This window comes from Achromobacter sp. EG18, from assembly GCF_059759395.1.
Window position 1 is genome coordinate 5032586 of sequence record NZ_CM186213.1, and the last position, 21421, is coordinate 5054006.

21 protein-coding genes are annotated in these 21421 nt (G+C 69.3%); 15 read left to right on the forward strand and 6 right to left on the reverse strand.

What is annotated here, in order from left to right; translation table 11 throughout:
- Window positions 1–250: 250 nt before the first annotated feature.
- The gene (locus tag AC6CR5_RS23160; protein ID WP_437262822.1) at window positions 251–1237 is read right to left on the reverse strand and encodes an AraC family transcriptional regulator; all 987 of its coding nucleotides are present in this window, start codon (window positions 1235–1237) and stop codon (window positions 251–253) included.
- 262 nt (window positions 1238–1499) lie between these two features.
- Here AC6CR5_RS23160 and AC6CR5_RS23165 point away from each other — a divergent pair, with 262 nt between their 5' ends.
- Genes AC6CR5_RS23165 through AC6CR5_RS23190 form a run of 6 tightly spaced genes read left to right on the forward strand, consistent with a single transcriptional unit; the run spans window position 1500 to window position 7279 of the window.
- Window positions 1500–2687, forward strand: a complete 1188-nt coding sequence (locus AC6CR5_RS23165; protein WP_047993562.1) for an ABC transporter substrate-binding protein — start codon at window positions 1500–1502, stop codon at window positions 2685–2687.
- A gap of 41 nt (window positions 2688–2728) precedes the next feature.
- Complete coding sequence (locus AC6CR5_RS23170; protein ID WP_047993563.1) at window positions 2729–3973, forward strand: dienelactone hydrolase family protein; 1245 nt, start codon at window positions 2729–2731, stop codon at window positions 3971–3973.
- Between the two features lie 9 nt (window positions 3974–3982).
- Window positions 3983–5326 carry an aromatic ring-hydroxylating dioxygenase subunit alpha gene (locus AC6CR5_RS23175; RefSeq protein ID WP_498084999.1) on the forward strand — a complete coding sequence of 448 codons (1344 nt, stop codon included), beginning with the start codon at window positions 3983–3985 and terminating at the stop codon, window positions 5324–5326.
- Window positions 5317–5850, forward strand: coding sequence for an aromatic-ring-hydroxylating dioxygenase subunit beta (locus tag AC6CR5_RS23180; protein ID WP_020925298.1), 534 nt, complete (start codon window positions 5317–5319; stop codon window positions 5848–5850). Before AC6CR5_RS23175 ends, AC6CR5_RS23180 begins: the two co-directional genes overlap by 10 nt.
- A complete protein-coding gene (locus AC6CR5_RS23185; protein WP_020925297.1) occupies window positions 5847–6458 on the forward strand; it encodes a cysteine hydrolase family protein in 612 nt (203 codons plus the stop codon). The genes AC6CR5_RS23180 and AC6CR5_RS23185 overlap by 4 nt, the downstream gene beginning before the upstream one ends.
- 14 nt (window positions 6459–6472) lie before the next feature.
- On the forward strand, window positions 6473–7279 hold the full coding sequence (locus AC6CR5_RS23190) for an SDR family oxidoreductase (protein ID WP_498085000.1): 807 nt from the start codon (window positions 6473–6475) through the stop codon (window positions 7277–7279).
- Between the two features lie 130 nt (window positions 7280–7409).
- On the opposite strand, the gene AC6CR5_RS23195 is transcribed toward AC6CR5_RS23190, so the two are convergent.
- On the reverse strand, window positions 7410–9137 hold the full coding sequence (locus tag AC6CR5_RS23195; protein WP_024067662.1) for a flagellar assembly protein A: 1728 nt from the start codon (window positions 9135–9137) through the stop codon (window positions 7410–7412).
- Window positions 9138–9445: 308 nt separating this feature from the next.
- Between AC6CR5_RS23195 and AC6CR5_RS23200 the strand changes: the two genes are divergently transcribed.
- Entirely contained in the window at window positions 9446–10189 is a 744-nt protein-coding gene (locus tag AC6CR5_RS23200) for a lytic transglycosylase domain-containing protein (protein ID WP_026384888.1), read from the forward strand.
- A 101-nt stretch (window positions 10190–10290) separates the two neighbouring features.
- On the opposite strand, the gene hemL is transcribed toward AC6CR5_RS23200, so the two are convergent.
- The 3 genes from hemL to AC6CR5_RS23215 are packed head-to-tail and all read right to left on the reverse strand — an operon-like array spanning window position 10291 to window position 13081.
- Window positions 10291–11568 (reverse strand): glutamate-1-semialdehyde 2,1-aminomutase, encoded by a 1278-nt coding sequence (gene hemL / locus AC6CR5_RS23205; protein WP_047993571.1) that lies wholly within the window; start codon window positions 11566–11568, stop codon window positions 10291–10293.
- 5 nt (window positions 11569–11573) lie between these two features.
- Entirely contained in the window at window positions 11574–12239 is a 666-nt protein-coding gene (thiE, locus tag AC6CR5_RS23210; protein WP_058665305.1) for a thiamine phosphate synthase, read from the reverse strand.
- Window positions 12236–13081 carry a bifunctional hydroxymethylpyrimidine kinase/phosphomethylpyrimidine kinase gene (locus AC6CR5_RS23215; protein WP_349666361.1) on the reverse strand — a complete coding sequence of 282 codons (846 nt, stop codon included), beginning with the start codon at window positions 13079–13081 and terminating at the stop codon, window positions 12236–12238. The genes thiE and AC6CR5_RS23215 overlap by 4 nt, the downstream gene beginning before the upstream one ends.
- A gap of 119 nt (window positions 13082–13200) precedes the next feature.
- Between AC6CR5_RS23215 and AC6CR5_RS23220 the strand changes: the two genes are divergently transcribed.
- From AC6CR5_RS23220 to AC6CR5_RS23245, 6 genes are all read left to right on the forward strand, one after another.
- A complete protein-coding gene (locus AC6CR5_RS23220) occupies window positions 13201–13365 on the forward strand; it encodes a rubredoxin (RefSeq protein WP_003814980.1) in 165 nt (54 codons plus the stop codon).
- Window positions 13366–13492: 127 nt separating this feature from the next.
- On the forward strand, window positions 13493–14080 hold the full coding sequence (locus AC6CR5_RS23225) for a YqgE/AlgH family protein (protein WP_006388575.1): 588 nt from the start codon (window positions 13493–13495) through the stop codon (window positions 14078–14080).
- Window positions 14073–14474: a Holliday junction resolvase RuvX gene (ruvX, locus tag AC6CR5_RS23230; protein WP_241061363.1), complete on the forward strand. Its 402-nt coding sequence runs from the start codon at window positions 14073–14075 to the stop codon at window positions 14472–14474. Before AC6CR5_RS23225 ends, ruvX begins: the two co-directional genes overlap by 8 nt.
- Window positions 14475–14493: 19 nt before the next feature.
- Window positions 14494–15483 (forward strand): aspartate carbamoyltransferase, encoded by a 990-nt coding sequence (locus AC6CR5_RS23235; RefSeq protein ID WP_076469028.1) that lies wholly within the window; start codon window positions 14494–14496, stop codon window positions 15481–15483.
- Window positions 15480–16784, forward strand: a complete 1305-nt coding sequence (locus AC6CR5_RS23240; protein WP_054516764.1) for a dihydroorotase — start codon at window positions 15480–15482, stop codon at window positions 16782–16784. The genes AC6CR5_RS23235 and AC6CR5_RS23240 overlap by 4 nt, the downstream gene beginning before the upstream one ends.
- Entirely contained in the window at window positions 16781–17521 is a 741-nt protein-coding gene (locus tag AC6CR5_RS23245) for a lysophospholipid acyltransferase family protein (protein WP_047993570.1), read from the forward strand. The genes AC6CR5_RS23240 and AC6CR5_RS23245 overlap by 4 nt, the downstream gene beginning before the upstream one ends.
- A gap of 920 nt (window positions 17522–18441) precedes the next feature.
- On the opposite strand, the gene AC6CR5_RS23250 is transcribed toward AC6CR5_RS23245, so the two are convergent.
- Window positions 18442–19338 carry a LysR family transcriptional regulator gene (locus AC6CR5_RS23250; protein ID WP_020925287.1) on the reverse strand — a complete coding sequence of 299 codons (897 nt, stop codon included), beginning with the start codon at window positions 19336–19338 and terminating at the stop codon, window positions 18442–18444.
- Window positions 19339–19504: 166 nt separating this feature from the next.
- On the opposite strand from AC6CR5_RS23250, the gene AC6CR5_RS23255 reads away from it, so the two are divergent.
- Window positions 19505–20179, forward strand: a complete 675-nt coding sequence (locus AC6CR5_RS23255; protein ID WP_006388581.1) for an RraA family protein — start codon at window positions 19505–19507, stop codon at window positions 20177–20179.
- Window positions 20176–21393: an aminotransferase class I/II-fold pyridoxal phosphate-dependent enzyme gene (locus AC6CR5_RS23260; protein WP_498085001.1), complete on the forward strand. Its 1218-nt coding sequence runs from the start codon at window positions 20176–20178 to the stop codon at window positions 21391–21393. Before AC6CR5_RS23255 ends, AC6CR5_RS23260 begins: the two co-directional genes overlap by 4 nt.
- The last annotated feature ends 28 nt before the right edge of the window (window positions 21394–21421 follow it).

Consider the following 21421-nt stretch of genomic DNA (forward strand, 5'->3'; position numbering starts at 1 on the left):
GCGGGGGCTGGGGCGATTGGGGTTCTTGGCGTTCTGATGGTCGGCGACGCGGGTTCAGAGCGATTTGCGGGGCCCGCTTTAAGGCGGCCGCGCGGGCGGCCTTTTGAAGCTTACGTGGTGTCTTGCGGGGGCGGATGACGCTGCGCGCTCGCGGGCGGGGCGCGTTATGACATATGTGTTGGCTTAACTACGTTTGTGATTCTTCGCTTGTGGCTGCGGGGGTTGGCGCATGGCGCCAGAATTGTCAGGCCTATCTGCTGGCCTGGAAGGTTTCGCGGGGAAGTTCGCCAAAGCGGTCGCGGTAGTACTCGGAGAAGCGGCCCAGGTGGCTGATGCCTACGGAGACGGCCACCTCGGTGACGCTTTCGCAGGCGCCTTGTTGCAGTTTTTCGCGGGCGGCGTCCAGGCGCAGGACGCGTAGCGCCTGCATGGGGGTGGTCTCGCGGTGTTGCTGGAACAGGCGGGTGAGGGCGCTGGGGCTGGCGCCGGCGCCGCGGGCGATGTCGGTGAGGGTCAGGGGGGCGGCCAGGTGGGCGCGCATGTAGGCTTCGGCCTGGGTGATGCGGCGGGGCAGGGCGGGGGCCAGTCCGGCGTGGCGTTGCCAGGTGTTGGGCTGGTTGTAGAGCAGGTGCAGGACGAGCGTGTCTTCCAGGTGTTCGAGCCAGGCGGCGGGGGGCCTTGGGGCGCCGTCGTCCAGGGTGGGGAGCAGGTGGATCAGGCTGGTCATCATGCTGCGCCAGGCGGCGCCGACGGGGGTGTCCAGGCGTAGCGCGGGGCTGAAGTCCAGGGGGCGGGCGGCGGCGTCGCCGAAGATGCGGTGGCCGATGGCTTCGAGCTTGCCGCGCGGGATCTTCAGCAGCAGTTGTTCGCAGCCGGCTTCCCAGTGCAGCTTCAGGGCGCGGTTGGGGGCGATGACGGCGGCGCAGTCGGGGTGGGCGTCGACGCAGTCGGTGCCGCATTCGATGCGGGCGCGGCCGCGCAGCGGCACCTGCACCAGCATGAAGTCCTGCAGGCGGTCGGGTTCGATGTGGACTTCGGCGCCGTAGCGCAGCGTACAGACGCTCAGGGCGCCGAAGCGGGCGCGGTTCAGTTCGGCGTCGACGCGGCCACCTTTCCAGGTCAGGCGGTGTTCCTTGAGCGCTTCGGAGACGCGTTCGCGCGTTTCGGCGGGCTGGGTGGAACTGAAGACGCGTCGTTTGAGCAATGGCGCCAGCTCGATGCGGGACCAGCCGTGCATGGATGCCTCCGGGACGGGAACGCTCCCGTATCGCCGTCGAGCGTAATGCAATCGTCAAGCGTTTGGAATTAAGTGAATCCCGGATAGGCGTGCGCCGATTCGGATAGAGCCGCGCGCCCGGCCGTCCTAAGCTGGGGGTTGTTGGAAGGCGGCGCCGTGGCGCGTAAGCTGGCAGTTTTCATCGGTGGCTGGGTGTACCGACGGCAGACGGATTCTGTCAGCATTGCGCCGGCGGCGCCGGCGGATACCTGCGGGGTGGCTCATGAACGGAAAACTATGGCGCCGGCGCGCGCTGGCGGCGCTGGTCGCGGTGGGCTGTATGACGGCGGCCGGCGGCGCGTCGGCGGCGGACAAGATCAAGGTCGGCCTGCTGACCACGTTGTCGGGGCCGGGCGCGGCGCTGGGCAATGAGATCCGCGACGGCTTCAATCTTGCGCTGCAGCATACCGGCGGCAAGCTGGGCGGCCTGCCGGCCGAGGTGGTGGTGGCCGATGACCAGCAGAAGGCCGATGCCGGGCGCCAGGCGGTCGAGCGGCTGCTCAAGCGCGACAAGGTCGACGTCATGACGGGGATCGTGTTTTCCAACGTGCTGCTGCCGGTGATGCCGGCCATCCTGCAGTCGGGCACGATCTACCTCAGCACCAACACCGGGCCCGAGAACTATGCCGGCGCGGGTTGCAATCCGAATTTCTTCGCGGTGGCCTGGCAGAACGAGGACATCCCGGCAGCCATGGGCAAGTACGCCGCCGACCAGGGCTTCAAGCGGGTGGCGCTGATCGCGCCGGATTATCCGGGCGGGCGTGAGTCGCTCAATGGCTTCAAGCGCCTGTACAAGGGCGGTCTGTCGGAAGAGATCTATACCCAGCTGGGCCAGCTCGACTACGGCGTCGAGATCACGCGGCTGCGCGCCAGCAAGCCGGATGCCGTGTTCTTCTTTCTGCCCGGCGGCATGGGCGTGAATTTCATCAAGCAGTTCAACGGCGCCGGCCTGGGCAAGGAGATCGCGCTGCTGGCGCCGGGCTTCTCGGGCGACGAGGATACGATCGCGGCGGTGGGCGCGCCGATCGAAGGCCTGCATAACTCGTCGCAATGGGCGGCCGACCTGGACAACCCGGCCAACCGCAAGTTCGTCGAGGACTTCAGGAAAACCTACAACCGCACCCCCACGCTGTACGCCTCGCAGGGCTACGACGCCGCCATGCTGCTGGACAGCGCGGTCAGGCAGACCGGCGGCAAGCTGGGCGCCGATGGGCTGCGCCCGGCCCTGCGCCGCGCTGATTTCAAGTCGGTGCGCGGCGAATTCAAGTTCAATCGCAATCAGTACCCGATCCAGAACTACTACCTGCGCACCATCGTCAAGGGCGCGGACGGCAAGCTGGCCAACAAGCTGTCGGGCACGGTGCTGACGCAGTATCACGACCCGTTCGCCGCCGCCTGCCAGATGAAGTAAGGCAGGCGACGCATGCATCAGCACGCATCAAGGAGAGACGCATGACCGCAACCATCACGACGCGCGAGGTGACCATCGCCTCGCACGACGGCAAATCATTCAGCGCCTACCTGGCCGTGCCGGCCTCGGGCCACGGACCCGGGCTGGTGCTGTGCCAGGAGATATTCGGCATCAACGACTTCATGCGCCGCACCGCGCAGGCGCTGGCCGAGGAAGGCTACGTGGTGCTGGCGCCGGACCTGTTCTGGCGCCAGCAGCCCGGCATCCAGCTGACCGACGGCCCGGCCGACATGCCGCGCGCCTTCGAGCTGTATCAGCGTTTCGACGTTGAGCTGGGCGTCAAGGACATTGCCGCGACCCTGGCGGCGCTGCGCGCCCTGCCCGAGCAGCAGGGCGGCGCCGGCGTGCTGGGCTATTGCCTGGGCGGCAAGCTGGCCTACCTGGCCGCCTGCCGCACCGATGCCGACGTAGCCATCGGCTACTACGGCGTGGGCATCGAGGACAGCCTGGAAGAAGCCGCCAACCTGCGCGGCCGGCTGGTGCTGCACATCGCCGAAAAGGACGGCTTCTGTCCGCCGCCGGCGCGCCAGCGCATCCTGGAGGCGCTGGGCGGCAAGCCGAACGTCGAGCTGTACGTGTACCCCGGCATGGACCACGCTTTTGCCCGCACCGGCGGCGCGCACTATGACAAGCCGTCGGCGCTGATGGCGCACCAGCGCAGCATGGCCGCGCTGCAACGCGTGATCGGGCCGCAGTTCGATTATTCGTATCTGTGGGACAAGCACTGCGAATACGAATTCGGCACGCGCGACGTGGCCGCGACCATGGCCACGATGGTGGCCGAGCCCTATGTCAACCACATCCCCACCATGACCGGCGGCGTGGGCTACCGCGAGCTGTCGCGCTTCTACCAGCACCACTTCGTCAACAGCAATCCGCCCGACACCAGACTGGTGCCGTTGTCGCGCACCGTGGGCGCGACGCAGATCGTCGACGAACTGCTGTTCTGCTTCACTCACACCACCGAGATCGACTGGCTGCTGCCCGGCGTCGCGCCCACCGGCAAATACGTCGAAATCCCGCTGGTGGCCATCGTCAAGTTCCGCGGCGACAAGCTCTGCCACGAACACATCTACTGGGATCAGGCGAGCGTGCTGGTGCAGATTGGCGTGCTCGATCCCAAGGGCCTGCCGGTGGCCGGCCGCGAGACCGCGCAGAAGCTGCTGGACGAGACCCTGCCTTCCAACACCCTGATGGCGCGCTGGAAAGACAGCGAGAACAAGTAGGAGACCGCCATGCCGTATAGCGATCAACAACTGGGCGAGATGGTGCGCGGCGACAGCGTGCACCGCGCCCTGTACACCGACCCGGCGATCTTCGAGCTGGAGATGCAGCGCATCTACGGCCGCGCCTGGGTCTACGTGGGCCACGAAAGCCAGGTGCCCAGGACGGGCGACTATCACACCACGCGCCTGGGCGACCAGGACGTGCTGATGGTGCGCGCCAGCGACGGCCGCGTGCACGTCCTGTACAACCGCTGCCCGCACAAGGGCGCCAAGGTGGTGGCCGACGGCGACGGCTGCGTTGGCAAGTTCTTCCGCTGCCCGTACCACGCCTGGACCTTCAAGCTCGACGGCAGCCATCTCGGCGTGCCGCTCAAGCAGGGGCTGGAAGGCACCGCCTACGATCCCACCGACCCCAGCTTCTCCATGCGGCGCCTGCCGCGCGTGGAAAGCTATCGCGGCTTCGTCTTCGCCAGCCAGGCGCGTGACGGCCAGGGCCTGGAGGAATTCCTGGGCGGCGTGCGCTCGTCCATCGACAACCTGTGCGACCGCTCGCCGGTGGGCGAGGTGGAGGTGGCCGGCGGCATTTTCCGCGTGATGCAGCGCTCGAACTGGAAGGTGTTCTACGAGAATCTGCACGACACCATGCATGCCCGCGTGACGCACGAATCGTCCTTCGCCGCCGCCCGCGACGAAGCCAAGGAGATCGGCGAAATGCCGTTCGAGCTGCACATCATGGACGGCAACGGCGAGCCCTACGAGTTCTGGGAAAAGCTGGAGCTGCGCGCCTACGACAACGGCCACGGCTACATGGAAGGCATCTTCAACCCGGGCGCGGCCGAACGAGACCCGGTGTCGCGCGCCCATTTCGAGGCGCTGACCGCGGCCTACGGCGCCGACCGCGCCCGCGAGATCCTCGGCATGAACCGCCACAACACCGTCATCTACGGCAGCGGCTCGCCGCACACGGTGTTCCAGCAGTTCCGCGTGATCCGGCCGATCGCTGTCGACCGCACCCTGATCGAGATCCAGACGTTCCGCTGCAAGGGTGCGCCGGACGGCGTGTTCAAACGCGCCATGCTGTACGCCAACGTCATCAATTCGCCGTCGTCCAACGTCATGCCGGACGACATCGAGCTCTACAACCGCTGCCAGGAAGGCAACGCCACCCGTGGCGGCGAGTGGGTCAGCATGCACCGCTACCACGGCACCGACCGCAGCGACGCCGACGGCATGGTGTCGGTCAACGGCACCAGCGAGCTGCCGATGCGCAACCAGTTCCGCGCCTGGAAAAACTACATGGAGGCCGGTCCCGTGGCGCCCGCCCACGGCCAAGGAGAAGGCGCATGCTGCTAGACCTGGAATTCGACGTATCCACCGCCAACCTGGCGCCGGCCGACGTGCCGGCCGAGGCCTATCACCGCATCGCCCAGTTCCTGTACCGCGAGGCGCGGCTGCTGGACGAGCGCCGCTACGACGACTGGCAGTCGCTGTGGACCGACGACGGCATGTACTGGATGCCGCGCGAGCCGGGCCAGGCCAGCCCCTACGACCATATCTCGCTGTTCTGGGAAGACCGCATGCTGCGCGACGTGCGCATCCGCCGGCTGCAACACCCGCGCAACTGGTCGCAGCAGCCGCCCACGCGCAGCGCGCGGCTGGTGGGCGCGGTGCAGGTCGAGGGCGTGGATGCCGGCGGCAACCTGGTGGTGCACTCGGCGTTCCAGATGACCGAATGGCGCAAGCGCCAGCCGCGCCAGCTGGCCGGCCGCTACACCCACAAGCTGGCCGCCGATGGCGACGGCTGGCGCATCCGCATGAAGCGCGTGGACCTGGTGAACTGCGACGACGCGCACGACGTGTTCGAGGTGTTCGTGTGAGCGCGATCGACGCCGCGGTGCTGGCGCTGCACTACCAGAACGACGTGCTGCATCCCGAAGGCAAGATCCGCGTCGGGCTGGACGCCGATGGCGCGGAGCGCCAGCGCCTGCTGCGCGGCGCCGCCGACCTGCTCGACGGCGCCCGTAGCCATGGCCTGCCGATCGTGCATGTGCGCATCGCCTTCAGGCCCGACTATGCCGACCTGCTGCCCAACTGCGATATCTTCCGCAACGTCGCCAGCATTGGCGCCGTGGCCGAGGGGCAATGGGGCAGCGCCTTCTACGACGGCCTGCAACCGCTGGCCGGCAGCCCGCGCGAGTTCGTGGTCAAGCACACCCGCATCAGCGCCTTCTACGGCACGCCGCTGGAAGAGACGCTGCGGCTGCTGGGCGCGCGCCGGCTGGTGGTGGCGGGCGTGGCCACCCACTCGGTGGTCGAGGGCACCGTGCGGCATGCGGCGGATATCGGTTTCAATGTCATGGTGGCCGAAGACGCCTGCGCTTCGGCCGATCCGGCGGTGCATGACGCTTCGCTGGCCAGCATGCGCCTGATCGCGCAGACCGGCTCGGTGGCGCAGGCGGTGCGCTGGGCGGCCACCGCGCACTGAACGAAGGACACATCATGGATTTTTCCGGCTTTCCCGGCCTGGCCGGCAAGACCGCCATCGTCACCGGCAGCACGCAGGGCCTGGGCACGGACATCGCGCGCGGGCTGGCGGCGGCCGGCGCCAACGTGGTGCTGGTGGGGCGCAACGCGCAGGCGGGGCAGGCGTTGGCCGCCGCCCTGGGCGACCGCGCGTTGTTCCACGAGACCGACATCGGCCAGGACGACCAGATCCGCCACTGCCTGAATGCCGCGCTGGCGCGCTTCGGGCGGGTCGACATCCTGGTGAACAACGCCTGCCAGTACAACGATCGCGGGCTGGCCTCCAGCCGCGAGGAATGGCACGCCACGCTCGACACCAACCTGGTGTCGGCCGCCATCTTCACGCAGATGGCGGCGCCGCTGCTGCCGCGCGGCGGCGTGGTGGTCAACCTGGGCAGCACCGGCGGCAAGTTCGGCGCGGCCGGGCGCGCGCTGTATCCGGCCTCCAAGGCGGCCTTGCTGCAGATCACCAAGAACTTCGCCGTGGAACTGGCGCCGGCCGGCATCCGCGTGCTGGCGGTGTCGCCGGCGTGGACCTGGTCGCCGTCGGTCGAACAACTGGCCGGCGGCTCGCGCGAAGCCGCCGACGCGGTCGGCGCGCACTTCCATCCGCTGGGCCGGGTCGGCTCGGGCGAGGAGATCGCGGCGGCGGTGTGTTTCGCCTGCTCCGACGCGGCCTCGTGGATGACGGGCGTGGATATCCCGGTGGACGGCGGTTTCTCGATCCTGGGGCCGGACCGCGGCATTTCGCCGCGCGCCTGGTTCAAGCAGTTGGCGCCCTGAGGCGGGCTGCCGGCCGGAGGGACGCGGGATCGGACCGCGCGGGCATGGCCGGCATCGCGCCGCGATCCCGGCGCGGGCCGGGCGGCGCCGGGGCGTGATGCCGGGGGCCGGCCAGGCCGCGGGGCGCGCGTCAGCGGATGACGATCTCGCCTTCTTCCAGGGCGGCCTTGCCTCCCACCTGGTCTTCCAGGAATTCCTGCATGCGGTTGCCCACCTGGATCTTGGTGCCGCCGCAAAAGCGCCGCGCGGCGATGATGGTGGCCGTATGCAGCGGCTGCAGGTCGCGGATCAGCTGGGCTTCTTCCTCGTCCAGTTCGATCAGGTCGCGGCCCAGCTTGGTGTGGGTGTTGCGGGCGCGCTCGACCACGTCGCCGGCGGCGCGTCCGGGGTTGGCGTGCAGGAACAGCAGCAGCTGTTCGAGCTTGGCCTTTTCCTCGTTCATCTTCAGGCGCTTGCGCGTCAGCGCCGAACGCTTGATGTCGGCATGCGGATCCAGGCCGGCCTGCACCAGCGTGGGTACGCCCGCCGGCGAACCGATGGTGCCGGCGCGCACCGATTGCAGGGCGCGGGTCTGACCGCCGGTGATGGCGGTCTGCTGGGTATTGGGCGGGCCGACGTTGACGCTGCCGCCGGCGGCGATGCTGCTCTGGCGGATCTCGCGTTCCACTTCCACGTTCTGGCCGGCGCTGATGATGGCGTTGGTGATGAAGCGGGCCCGCACTTCGCCGCCACAGACGATGTGGGCAGTGCGCGCGGCGGTGTTGGCGGCCCCGCCACCGGCGCCGTCCGCCACGGCCTCGGCCATGCCGATGATGCCGCCCTTGACCGTGACGTTGCCGCCGGCCTCGACCAGCGCGGCCTCCATGGTGCCGTTGACGACCACGTCGCCGGTCACCCGCACTTCCATGGTGGCGCTGATGTCGCCGCGCACCTGCAGCGAACCCTGGAAGTTGATGTTGCCGGTGGACAGGTCGACCGCGTCGACCTCGACCACCGGATTGACCTGCGCGCCCTGGTGGATCAGCTTGGGCGAGCCGGCGATGGCGGCGCGCAGCAGGTTGGGGTCTTCCGGATCGATCTCGACGCCGGACATCTCGGCATTGAACGGCGTGTCGGGCAGTTCATCCGGCAGCACCGGCTGGCCCAGCACGTTGCAGCCGTCGATGCCGGGCAGCGGCGGAATGCGGCGCATCAGCGGCATGCCCGGGGTCACCAGCAACAGGCTGCCGAGGTCGCGGTAGTCGATCTGGGCCAGTTCGTCGATTTCCTGCGCGCGCGGCTTCAGGCGGTCCAGCAGGCTCTCGAAGCGGGTCGGGGTGCCGCGCGTGGGCGGCGTGCCTTGCGCGATCAGCACGGTCTGCGCGCCGCCGCGCTCGACGGCTTCGGCCAGTTCCTTTTCCAGCACGCCGTGGACGATGCCCTGGTCGGCGATGGCCTGGCGCAGCACGGCCAGGGCCACCGGCTTGCCGCCCTTGGGCGGATGCAGGGTGACCAGGGCGGACATGCAGGTCGCGTCCACTTCCAGGTCGAACGAACCGTCGATCAGCTTGCCCACCGGCACCTGGACCGGTTCGGCGGCGTGGCGGCACAGGTCGATGAAGGCGATGACGGCGTGGTTGTCCAGCGCCTCCGTCGACCAGCCCTGGGCAGTGGCCAGGGCGGCCAGGGTATCCCAGCTGGGCAGGGTGGCGGCCAGCGGAGCGGCGATGACGGTGTCCGAGGCTTCGGCCGATTCGCCTTCGGACGGCGCGGCCGGGGGCGCGTTGGCGCCCTCCGGGGCGGATGGCGGCGTGTAGATCGCCGTCAGGACGTTGGTAGTGGCATCCAGCACCAGCTGGAGCGTGTTGTCTGCGCCCATCTCCGCCTCCCGCCCGGCGGTCTGCGCCGGGTTCCATTCATTTAGTAATTAAACGAAATATTGCGACATGTTAACCCATGAATCCGGGGCTACTGCGCAGTAGAAGGGGGCTGGAGCGCATAAAAAGATGTAGGTCCGGCCCTTATTTCAGACGGATTGCCACCCCAGCCGCTGGGGGCGGCGCGGGGCGCGCTCGAACCGCAACGCCAGCGCGTCCTAGTCCATAGGCAGGAGCGACAAAGCGCGCGCAGCGGCTCAGCATAGGCGTTCGATCCCGCGTCCCCGGACGCCGCCGGAGCCTCGATGCCATGTCATCCCCCTTTTCCTTCCCGTCGGCCAGGCCGCGCCGCTGTCGTGGGCGCGTGGCCGGCCTGGTGATCGCGGCCCTGGTGGCCGGGGTAGCGGCGCTGGCGCCCGCCAGCGGCGCCAGCGCCGCAGAAATTTATCGTTATAAAGATCCGTTCGGCGTCTGGCGCGCCATGAAGGTGCCCAATGGCTATGCCAAGTATTACAAGCGCGCCCAGGTCCGCACCGCGCTGCGCGGCTCCCGCCTCAAAGTCTGCCTGGACTGCGAACCGCGTGCGGGTGACGGCGCGAGCCTGCTGACCCTGGGCGATCGCGCCGCCCGTTGGCGGGCGGCGCCGCCGTCCACCGCGCATGACGAACTGATCGCGCAGGCAGCCAGGGATTCAGGCGTGGACCGGGCTTTGCTGACCGCCGTCATCGCGGTGGAATCCGGGTTCCGCAGCGATGCGCGCTCGCCCAAGGGGGCGCTGGGCCTGATGCAACTGATGCCGGCGACGGCGGCGACCCTGCTGGTGTCGGACGACATCGAGCGGGCGCTGGTGGACCCGGCCACCAACGTGAAGGCGGGTTCAAGCCTGCTGCGGCGCCTGATCGACCAGTATCCCAACCGCCTGGACCTGGCGCTGGCGGCCTACAACGCGGGCGAGGGCGCGGTGCGCAAGTACGACGCGGTGCCGCCCTATGCCGAGACCCAGCAGTACGTGCGCAACGTCACGGCGCTGTACCAGCAATACAAGACACCCTAGGGCTGGATACAAAAACGCCCCGCAAGCCCTTCCAGGGCCGCCAGGGCGTGTTGCAGCGCGTCCGGCAGGCTGGGGACCCGCCGGCGCGCCTCGCGCCGCGCTCAGACCGTCGCGAAGACCTTCTCGGCGATATCCAGGGTGGCCTGGATGACGGCGTCGTCGTGGGTGGCCGAGACGAAGCCGGCCTCGAACGCCGACGGCGCGAAATGCACGCCGTGGTCCAGCATGGCGTGGAAAAAGCGGTTGAAGCGCGCCGTATCGCAGGCCGAGACCTCGGCGAACGTGGCCGGCACCTTGTCGCTGAAGTAGATGCCGAACATGCCGCCGACCGAATCGGCCGAGAACGCCAGGCCGGCGGCGCGGGCGCGTTCCTGCAGTCCCTGTGCCAGCTTGGCGGTCTGCGCCGCCAGCTTGTCGTAGAAGCCGGGCGCGGCGATCAGGCGCAGCGTGGCCAGGCCGGCGGCCACGGCCACCGGGTTGCCCGACAGCGTGCCCGCCTGGTAGACGCCGCCCAGCGGCGCGATGTGTTTCATGATCTCGGCGCTGCCGCCGAAGGCGCCCACCGGCATGCCGCCGCCGATCACCTTGGCCAGCGTGGTCAGGTCGGGCTTGACGCCCGACAGGCCCTGCACGCCCTGCGGGCCGACGCGGAAACCGGTCATGACTTCGTCGAAGATCAGCAGCGCGCCGTGCTGCGTGCAGACCTCGCGCAGCCCTTCCAGGAAGCCGGCGGCCGGCTTGATCAGGTTCATGTTGCCGGCGATCGGCTCGACGATGATGCAGGCGATGTCGGCGCCGTGCTGGGCGAAGGCCTCGCGCACCGCGTCCAGGTTGTTGTATTCCAGGGTCAGCGTGTGCGAGACGAACTCGGGCGGCACGCCGGCCGAGCTGGGGTTGCCGAAGGTCAGCAGGCCCGAGCCGGCCTTGACCAGCAGGCTGTCGGAGTGGCCGTGGTAGCAGCCCTCGAACTTGACGATCTTGTTGCGGCCGGTGGCGCCGCGCGCCAGGCGGATGGCCGTCATGGTGGCCTCGGTGCCGGAGCTGACCAGGCGCACCTGTTCCAGCGACGGCAGGCGCGCGATCAGCACTTCGGCCAGCTCGATCTCGGCCTCGGTGGGGGCGCCGAACGACAGGCCATTGACGGCCGCTTCCTGCACCGCGCGCACCACGTCCGGGTGCGAATGGCCCAGGATGGCCGGGCCCCACGAGCCGACGTAGTCGATGTACTGCTTGTCTTCCGCGTCCCACACGTACGGGCCTTGCGCGCGCTTGATGAAGCGCGGCGTGCCGCCCACGGAGCGGAAGGCGCGCACGGGCGAGTTGACGCCACCGGGGATGCTGCGGCTGGCGCGTTCGAAAAGCTGGGCGTTACGTGACATGGCGATCAAGGCTTCAGGTTGCGGTTGATGGAGTACGGCGCGGCGCAGGCCGCGGCGGCGGCGCGGATGGCGGGCGCCTCGAACAGGCCGGTGATGACGGCGATCGAATCGGCGCCGGCGGCGGCCACCTGCGCCGCGTTCTCGGGCGTGATGCCGCCGATGGCGACCACCGCGGGGCGCGGCGCGTCGCGTTGCTCGACCAGCGCGCGGGCCTCGGTCAGGACCGACAGCGGCGCGCGCACGGTGTCCGGCTTGACGCGCGAGGCGAACATGGCGCCGAACGCGATGTAGTCGGCGCCGGCGTCGAGCAGTTCGCGGGCGCGGTCCAGGTCGTCGTAGCTGGAGCCGCCCAGGATCAGGTCGGGGCCGGCCTCGGCGCGGATGCGGGCCAGGCTGTCGTCGTCGCGGCCGACGTGGGCGCCGTCGGCGCCGACTTCCAGCGCCAGGCGCCAGTCGTCATTGATGAGGAACACCACGCCCAGCTCGCGGCACAGCGGCGCCAGGGCGCGCGCCTGCTCGGCGCGCACCGCGTCGGGCACGTCCTTGCGGCGCAGTTGCAGCGCCCGCATGCCGCCCTCGGCGGCCTGGCGCACCGCGCGCATCAGGCGCTCGGTGTCGTCCCATTCGGGGGTGACGCCGTACAGGCCGGCGGGAAAACGCAGGGCTTTCATTGCGGTTGGATCCGGTTGGGAATGCGCCGGCCCATGCCCGGCAGGAAGCTGGCGGCGACCGCCGCGTCGGCGTGGGCCAGGCCCTGGCGCACCGCCTCGGGCATTTCCAGGCCGCGCGCCAGCAGGGCGGTGATGGCGGTGGCCGCCAGGCCGCCCGCATCGCCGTTGCGGTCGGGCGGCGTCTGCCACGGCAGGGTGGTGGTCTGGCCGTTGGGGCCGAGCAGCACGTTGGCATGGTGGCCGGGCCGTTGCGGGCTGCCCAGCACCAGCACCCATTCGGCGCCGGCCGCCACCAGGGCGTGCATCGGCGACGGTGCGTCCCCGATATCGATGTCGCCGTCCGCATGCCATTGCGCCAGGCGCAGGTGTTCGACGATCAGCAAATCGGTCTGCGGCAGCACCAGTTCAAGAACGGCTGCCAGCAGATCGTCGGCCTCGTCCTCGTCGGCGGCGTCGGCCGGCACCTGGGCGCGCTGGCCCAGGTGCAGCACCAGCGGCACCTGGCTGTAATCGGCCGCTACCTGGGCGGCCACGCTTGCCGTTTCGGCGGTGTATAGTCCGCCCACCTTGATCGCCTGCACCGACATGTCTTCGAGCAGGCAGCGAGCCTGGTCGTCGAGCAGGTCGGGCGACACGGGATGGATTTCTTCGATGCCGGCGGTATCCTGCACGGTCAGCGCCGTGACGGCCGCCAAGCCATGACAGCCCAGGCGGGCGCAGGTGACGGCATCCGCGGGCAAGCCGTCGGCGCCCGAAGGATCGAGCGGGCCGAAGACCAAAACGAGAGGGGGAGTAACGGGGGCCACGTGGACAGCGCTAGAGTAAGGGTGCCCGGACTCAATTGCGAAGAATCAGGGGAACCCCTATTGGGTTTCGGTAAGATTGTCCCCATTCTAATGGATGCCTCCCGCCTTTGCCCCGTAGCGGGGACGACGGCAGGGATTTGATGTAAGAGAGAACTATGCGTACTTGGATGTGTCTGATTTGTGGCTGGGTTTACGACGAAGAGGCAGGCCTGCCCGACGAAGGCATCGCGCCCGGCACCCGCTGGGAAGATGTGCCGCCGAACTGGGTCTGTCCTGAATGCGGCGCCCGCAAAGAGGACTTCGAACTGATGGAAATCTGATCCGCAGCGCCGACGTATTCCGCCAAGGCTTGCAACGAGGGGAGGCCATGTCCACCCCGCGCTCCCGACGGGCCACGCCAGTGCGGCGGGCCCCCGGTTCTATCAGACTACCCACAGAGGGGTTGCCATGACGGAAAAACACCACGAAGAAACCACCACGCAGGCCGCCAACTTCGCCAACCAGTTCCTGATCGCCATGCCCGGCATGGTCGAGGGCAGCCTGGCCGGCTCGGTCATCTATATCTGCGAGCACTCCGAACGCGGCGCGTTGGGCCTGGTCATCAACCGGCCCACGGACCTGACGCTCGGCACGCTGTTCGAGCGCATCGACCTGGCGCTGGAAATCGGCCCGGTCAAGGACACGCTGGTGTTCTTCGGCGGCCCGGTGCAGACCGACCGCGGCTTCGTGCTGCACGCGCCGGCCGGCGACTACAGCTCCAGCATCAAGCTGGGCGCCATGGCCCTGACCACCTCGCGCGATGTGCTGCAGGCCGTGGCCGACGGCAACGGCCCGGCCCGCATGCTGGTCACGCTAGGCTACGCCGGCTGGGGCGCCGGCCAGCTCGAAAGCGAGATGGGCCAGAACGCCTGGCTGTCGGTCGGCGCCGACGACCACATCATCTTCGACGTGCCGCCCGAGGATCGCTACCCCGCCGCGCTCAAGCTGCTGGGCATCGATCCCGTGATGCTGGCCGGCGACGCGGGCCATGCCTGAAGAAACCCTGCTGGCGTTCGACTTCGGCGAGAAGAAGATCGGCGTGGCCATCGGCAATACGCTGACGCGCCACGCGCGGCCGCTGGAAATCATCTTCAGCGAAGTGCGTGATGTGCGTTTCGCGCGCATCGAGGCGCTGCTGCGGGAATGGCAACCGCATCGCGTGGTGGTCGGCCTGGCGCTCGATGCCGATGGCGGCGAGCAGCCCGCCACCGCGCGCTGCCGCCGCTTCGCCAATCAGCTGCACGGCCGCTTCGGCGTCGCGGTGGAACTGGTCGACGAGCGCGGCTCCAGCATGGAGGCGCAACGCCTGCTTGGCACGCACGCGGCCGACGATGCCGTGGCCGCGGCCGTCATCCTGCAACGCTACCTGGACAAGCCGCCGGCGCCTTGACGCCGACGCCGGCCCGCCCATGCTCAATCCGCAACTCGACCGTCGTGGCGAACTGATTCATCTGCTGACCACGGAAGGGTTGCCGCGCCGCCATGTCGAGCGGCTGCTCGACATGGCGGCGCGTTTTGCCGATGGCTCGCCGCCCGCCGCGCCCGCCGCCGACTTGCCATTGTTCCTGAGCCTGCCGGCCGGCGACATCGACCTGCGCCAGGGTTTCGAGGCCGCCGCGGGCCAGTTGGGCCTGCGGCCGGTGCCGCTCGCGGGCAGCGCGGGCGTCGATGCGGGCGTGGATCAAGGCCATGGCGTGGGCGCCGGGGCTCCACCCTCGACGCATGCTCCCGCCGCGCCGTCGCCCGCCGCCGTTGCCGCCGGCCTGCCGGCCGGCATCCTGGTGCTGCGGCATCCCGCCAGCGGCGCGGCCGTCTGTGCCGCCGGCGCCCAGGCGCCCGGCCTGCGCATCATCAACGCTGGCGACGGCGCCCATGCCGACCCGCTGCCGGCCCTTGCCCGGGTGCAGGCGATGCTGCGCGCCAAACGCGATCTGACCAACCTGGCCGTGGCGCTGGTGGGCGACATTCGCCATAGCGCCGTGGCTCGCAGCCTGATCCATGCCATGACCACGCTGGGCGTGCCGGAAGTGCGCGCCACAGCGCCGCGCACCCTGCTGCCCGATGGCCTGCCGCAACTGGGCGTACGGGCCTGCGGCACGCTGCGCGAATGCCTGGCCGACGCCGATGTCGTGATCGTGCTGCCGCTGCGCGCCGAACGCATGAGCGGCGCGCTGCTGCCGTCGGCCAGGGACTACGCGGCCGCCTGCGGAGTGACGCCGGCCCGCCTGGCCGTGGCGAAAGCCGACTTCCTGCTGTTGCCCGCCGGCCGCTTGACGCCCGGCATCGAGATCGACGGCGACATCGGCGCCGGCCTGCCCGACACCGAGGCCAGCCTGGCGCGATCCGAACGCGATCTGCGCCTGGCCGCCCTGAGCGTGCTGGCAGGAGGCGCCGCATGAGGCTGCACATCGCCAACGGCCGCCTGATCGATCCGGCCCACGGCCGCGACGGCCTGCAAGACCTGTTCATTGCCCACGGCCGCGTGGTCGCGAGCGGCCAGGCGCCGGACGGCTTCCAGGCCGACCGGCGCATCGACGCGGCAGGCCTGGCCGTGTTGCCAGGCCTGGTGGACCTGTCGGCGCGCCTGCTGCGCCAGGACAGCGGCGCGCCGGCGGACTCGCGCCTGTCCAGCGCCGAGTTGCGCGCCGCCCTGGCTGGTGGCGTAACCACGCTGGCCATGCCCCCGGATGCCGACGCGCCGCTGGACCAACCGGCCAAGATCGAAGCGCTGCTGCGCGAGGCTCCGTCCGGCCACGGCCGGGTGCTGCCGATCGGCGCCTTGACAGTCGGCCTGCGCGGCGAAACCCTGGCGGAAATGGGCCTGCTGGCGCAGGCGGGCTGCCTGGCGTTCTCGCCGGGCGAGTGCGGCATCGCCGATACGCGGGTGCTGTGGGGCGCCATGCGCTACGCCGCGGGGCTGGGCCTGGCATTGTGGCTGCGGCCGCAGGACCCATGGCTGGCGCAGGGCGCCGTGGTCGCCGCCGGCGCCTACGCCGACCGTCTCGGCCTGCCGGGCCTGCCGCCGCAGGCCGAGGCGCTGGCCCTGCAAACGATTTTCGAGCTGCAACGCGCCACGGGCGCGCGTGTCCATCTGTCGCGCCTGTCGACCGCCGGCGGCCTGGAACTGTTGCGCGCCGCGCGCCGCGAGGGACTGCCGGTCAGCGCGGACGTTTCGGCCAACAGCCTGCACCTGACCGATGTGGACATCGGTTATTTCAATACCGATTTCCACCTGCGCCCGCCGCTGCGCGGCCAGCGCGACCGCGATGCGATCCAGGCGGCGTTGCGCGAGGGGCTGGTGGAGGCGCTGTGCTCGGATCACGCGCTGGTGGACGACGCGGGCAAGGCCCTGCCGTTTCCCTATTCGCAACCCGGCGCCACGGGCCTGGAATTGCTGTTGTCGCTGACGCTGAAATGGGCCCGCGACAGCCGCCTGCCGCTGACGCAGGCGCTGGCCCGGGTGACCGCGGGGCCGGCGGCGGTGCTGCGCGGCCTGTCACCGGCCTTGTCCGGCCTGGGCGAGCTGGGCGTGGGCGCGCCCGCGGATCTGTGCCTGGTGGACCTGGAGGCCGAATGGCTGGTGGCGCCCGGCGCCCTGCAAAGCCAAAGCCGCCATACGCCGTTCGCGGGTATGATGCTGCCCGGCCGTGTCCGCGCCACCCTGGTGGGTGGCAACCCGGCCTGGGAGACCCCTGCTTGAAGCTGCTGCGCTTTGTCCTTCGCCTGATGCTGGTGGTGCCGTTGATCGTCTTCGGCCTGCTGTGCGTGGGCCTGGTGTATCCGCTGCTGCGCCCGAAGTCGCGGGCCTGGCTCAATCGAACCTGGTCGCGCTGCCTGATGGCGGCCTGTGGCCTGCGGGTCGTCTTCAAGGGCGAGCCGCGCATGACGGGTCCAGTACTGCTGGTGGCGAACCACGTTTCCTGGATCGACATCTTCGTGCTGAATTCGGCGCGGGCGACGTCGTTCGTGGCCAAGAGCGAGATCCGCAGCTGGCCGGTGATCGGCTGGCTGGTGGCGGGCGCGGGCACGCTGTTCATCGAACGCGGCCAACGCCACGCGGTGCACGCGATGGGCGAGTCGATGCAGGCGCGCTTCAAGCTGGGCGACGCGGTGGGCCTGTTCCCGGAAGGCACGACCAGCGAGGGTTTCACGCTGCGCCCGTTCCACGCCAGCCTGTTCGAACCGGCCCGCGCGGCGGCGGTCGAGATCCAGCCGGTGGCGCTGCGCTTCCTGCAACACGGCGAACGCAGCGGTTTCGCGGCGTTCGTGGGGGAGGAAACGCTGGTGGCGAATCTGTGGCGGGTGATGGGGACGACGGGGCTGTCGGTGGAGGTGGTGTTCTTGCCGGTATTGGCAACGAAGCATGCCGATGGGACGTTGCCGACGCGGTTGGAACTGTCGCATCAGGCTCGGGATGCGATTCAGGCGGTGCTTTGAGGTTTTTGTTGCTGCGGGCTTGGGGGGGATTCTTGCTTGTGGCGGGTTGTGTGTTTTTCTTGGCGTCGGCGTTGTGCTTCGTAGGTCGCCCCTCGGGCGGGCGGACCCGATGGCGGGCGCCCACGATTGCGGTCCGGAGCGTTCGCTCCGGACTTCCCCTTCGTCATCCTCGTTGCCGCCTGGCGGCGGCTGCCTTCGGATTCCCTCGGGCGCATCGAGGTTGCCCGCCACCGGGTCCGCCCGCCCGAGGGGCTACGCGTATCTAGGCTTGTCGCGCTGCTAGACCTGTGTGCGGGGAATGGAACCTGCGGGGCTGCCAGTTGCGGCCGCGCGGGCGGCCACAACTGGCGTCTGTTCATTTGAACGTGTTGCGGGTGCGCTGCGCGCTGGCGGCGAGCGGTTTTCTAATGATTCCGCAGGTCAGAGGGAGGGGCGGTGGTGGTCGGCGCGGCATCAGACATGTTGCGCGGGACGACCTCTCGCGCCGACCACAAACAGGCGTGGTGCCAGCAGACTTTCAATAGCAAACTATTCCGCCGCGCCCACACGCGAGAGCGTCACCAGCCCGACGCAAGACGCCGCGTAAGCCGCAAAAGGCCGCCCGCGCGGCCGGCTTGCGGCGGGCCCCGCAAGACCCTCCTCTCCTGCTCCGATGTGCGCCAAAACGCCAAGCACACCGCTCGCGCCAGAGACCGTCATTACGTCTCATCGCGAGCGCGTGGCGGGGTCGGTGGGGGATGGCGGGGCGTGTAGATGCGCCCGAGGGAATCCGAAGGCAGCCGCCGGCAGGCGGCAACGAGGATGACGAAGGGGCAGTCCGGAGCGAACGCTCCGGACCGCAATCGTAGCCCCGCCATCCCCCACCGACCCCGCCACGCGCGCCTCAAGAACCCAACCCCGCGACACAAAAAACCCCCGCCTCAATGCCGCCCATTAGAAGAAAAATCACAACAACTACGCGCCACCTCCGCCACACTCTCACAAAACGCATCATCAGCCCCCTTCCGGTACATTGCGCAGTACACCGATTGCGGCGCCGCGGTGCTGGTCCGCGCTATCACCAGTTGCCTGGCGCTCACCATCTCCGCGAAATAATCCCGCGGCAGGCAGCTCACCCCGAAGCCGGCCGCGGTCAGGCCCGCCATGGCGATCAGGCTGTTGATGGTGAACAGGTTGCTGGCCGGCGTATGGGGCTTGAGCCAGCCGTCGTAGATCATGTTCAGGCCCGACTCGCGGCTTTGCCGCAACAGCGGCAGGGCGGCGATGTCGGCGGGGGTGTAGACACGGCTCGGGTCGATCATGTCGGGGCTGCCCATCCAGGCGAACTCCAGCCGCTGCAACGCCACGACCTGCAGCCCGGGCTCGGCGAATTCGCCGTGCAGGAATGCCATGTCCAATTGTCCGGCCTGCAATCGCTTCTGCAGGTCCGCGCCCAGGTCGATATGCGGCTCCAGCGTGATGCGCGGATAGTGCGCGCGCAGCAGGCGGATCAGGGCCGGCAGCCAGGTCATCGCGGTGATCTCGGTGATGCCGAAGCGGAACGTGCCGGTCAGCGTGTGCTGGCCCTTCAGGCGCACCAGCAGCCGGTCGCGGTGGCCCAGCATTTCCTCGGCCAGCGCATAGACCTCGTGGCCGCGCGCGGTCAGTTCGGCGCGGTGCCCGGAGCGGTCGAACAGGGCCACGTCGAAGTCCGCCTCCAGCTCCTGGATGCGCTTGGTGATGGCCGACTGGGTGGTGTGCAGCTTCTGCGCCGACGCCGAGAACGTGCCCAGGCGCACGGTCCAGTAGAGCGCCTCGATCTGTTTGAAGGTCAGCATGCGGGGTTCCGCGAGACAGTCTGATTCATTCCGAAATTTCCGATAAGGGCTAACCCCTATATTCCTAAAAGGGATGAAGTTCGTGGAAATTTAATCCCTTTTTCGGATTGCCGAAAGCGCCGACCATTCGGTCTGACTCATTCGATTCAGGACTACGCAGACCGCCATGGCCACCCTCATCACCGGCACGCGCATATTGCCGGCCGCTCCCGTTGCCCCCGATTCCATCCTGCAGGCGCTGGCCGGCATCGTCACGCCGCATCTCAGCGACAACCTGGCGCGCCGCGAAGGCATCGCCGGGCTGCATCGCTACAACCGCGCCGGCAAGCTGGTCGGCACCGCCCTCACCGTCAAGACCCGGCCGGGCGATAACCTGATGATCTACAAGGCCATGATGCAGGTGCAGCCCGGCCACGTGCTGGTGGTGGACGCCGGCGGCGACCTGTCCAACGCCGTGCTGGGCGAGATCATGAAACGCTACCTGCAGGCGCACGGCTGCGCCGGCGTGGTGGTGGACGGCGCCATTCGCGACGTCGGTGCGTTCGAGGCCGACGCGTTTCCCTGCTATGCGCGCGGCCACATCCACCGCGGCCCCTACAAGGACGGCCCGGGCGAGGTCAACGTGCCCGTGTCCATCGGCGGCCAGGTGATCCACCCCGGCGACATCGTCGTGGGCGACGAGGACGGCCTGGTGAGTTTCGCGGCCGACGAGGCGCCTGCGCTGATCGCGGCGGCGCGCGCGCATGCCGACAAGGAGGCGCGCATCATGGCCGAGATCGACGCCGGCGCGCGTACGCAAAGCTGGATGCAGGCTGCCTTCGCCGCCAAGGGGCTGGCATGAGCGGCGCCGATACCTTGCTGCTGGCGGCGCGCGCCCGCGCCATCAAGCCTTCGCCCAGCATGGCGGCCAAGACCCGGGTGGATCAATTGCGGGCGCAAGGGCGCGACATCATCGACTTCACCGTGGGCGAGCCCGACCTGCCGACGCCGGCGCACATCGTGCAGGCCGGCATCGATGCGCTGAACAGCGGCGACATCCGCTACACCGCGTCGGCCGGCTCGCGGCCGCTGCTGGAAGCGGCGCGCGCCAAGTTCCAGCGCGAGAACGGGCTGGATTATGCGATCGATGAGTTGATCGTCGGCGTGGGCGCCAAGCAACTGCTATACACCGCGCTGGCCGCCACCGTGCAGGCCGGCGACGAGGTCATCATTCCCGCGCCGTACTGGGTCTCGTATCCCGACATGGTGCTGGTCAATGACGGCACGCCGGTGGTGGTGGCGTGCCCGGAGGCCGACGGCTTCAAGCTCACGCCCGAGGCGCTGGAACGCGCCATCACGCCGCGCACCAAGTGGCTGCTGTTGAACACGCCATCCAATCCGACCGGCGCGATGTACAGCGCGGCGGAACTGCGCGCGCTGGCCGACGTGCTGGCGCGCCATCCCCAGGTCTGGTTGATGACCGACGAAATCTACGAACACCTGGCCTACGGCGACACGCGTCATGCGTCGCCGGCCGCCGTCGCGCCGGAACTGGCCGGGCGCACGCTGACCATCAATGGGGTCTCCAAGGCCTACGCGATGACCGGCTGGCGCCTGGGCTATGCCGGCGGCCCCAAGACGCTGGTCAAGGCCATGGCCACGCTGATCTCGCAAAGCACCAGCTGCGTCAGCGCCATCAGCCAGGCCGCCGCGCGCGTGGCATTGAGCGCCGACCAGGCCTGCGTCGGCGAGGCAGCCGCCGTGTTCCACGCGCGCCGCGACCGCATCGTGACGCTGCTGGACGCGGTGCCGGGCATCCGCTGTCCGCGGCCGCAGGGCGCGTTCTACGTCTACCCCAACGTCGAAGGCCTGTTGGGACGACGCACGCCGGCCGGCGCGTTGATGCGCACCGACCTGGACGTGGTCATGTTCCTGCTGGACGAGGCCGGCGTCGCGGTGCTGGACGGCACGGCCTACGGCCTGTCGCCCTACCTGCGCCTGAGCTTCGCCACTTCGATGGACAACATCGAGGAAGGCTGTCGCCGCATCGCCCAGGCCTGCGGCCGGCTGACCTGAATCCGACGGCCCCGCGCAGGGGCCGCCA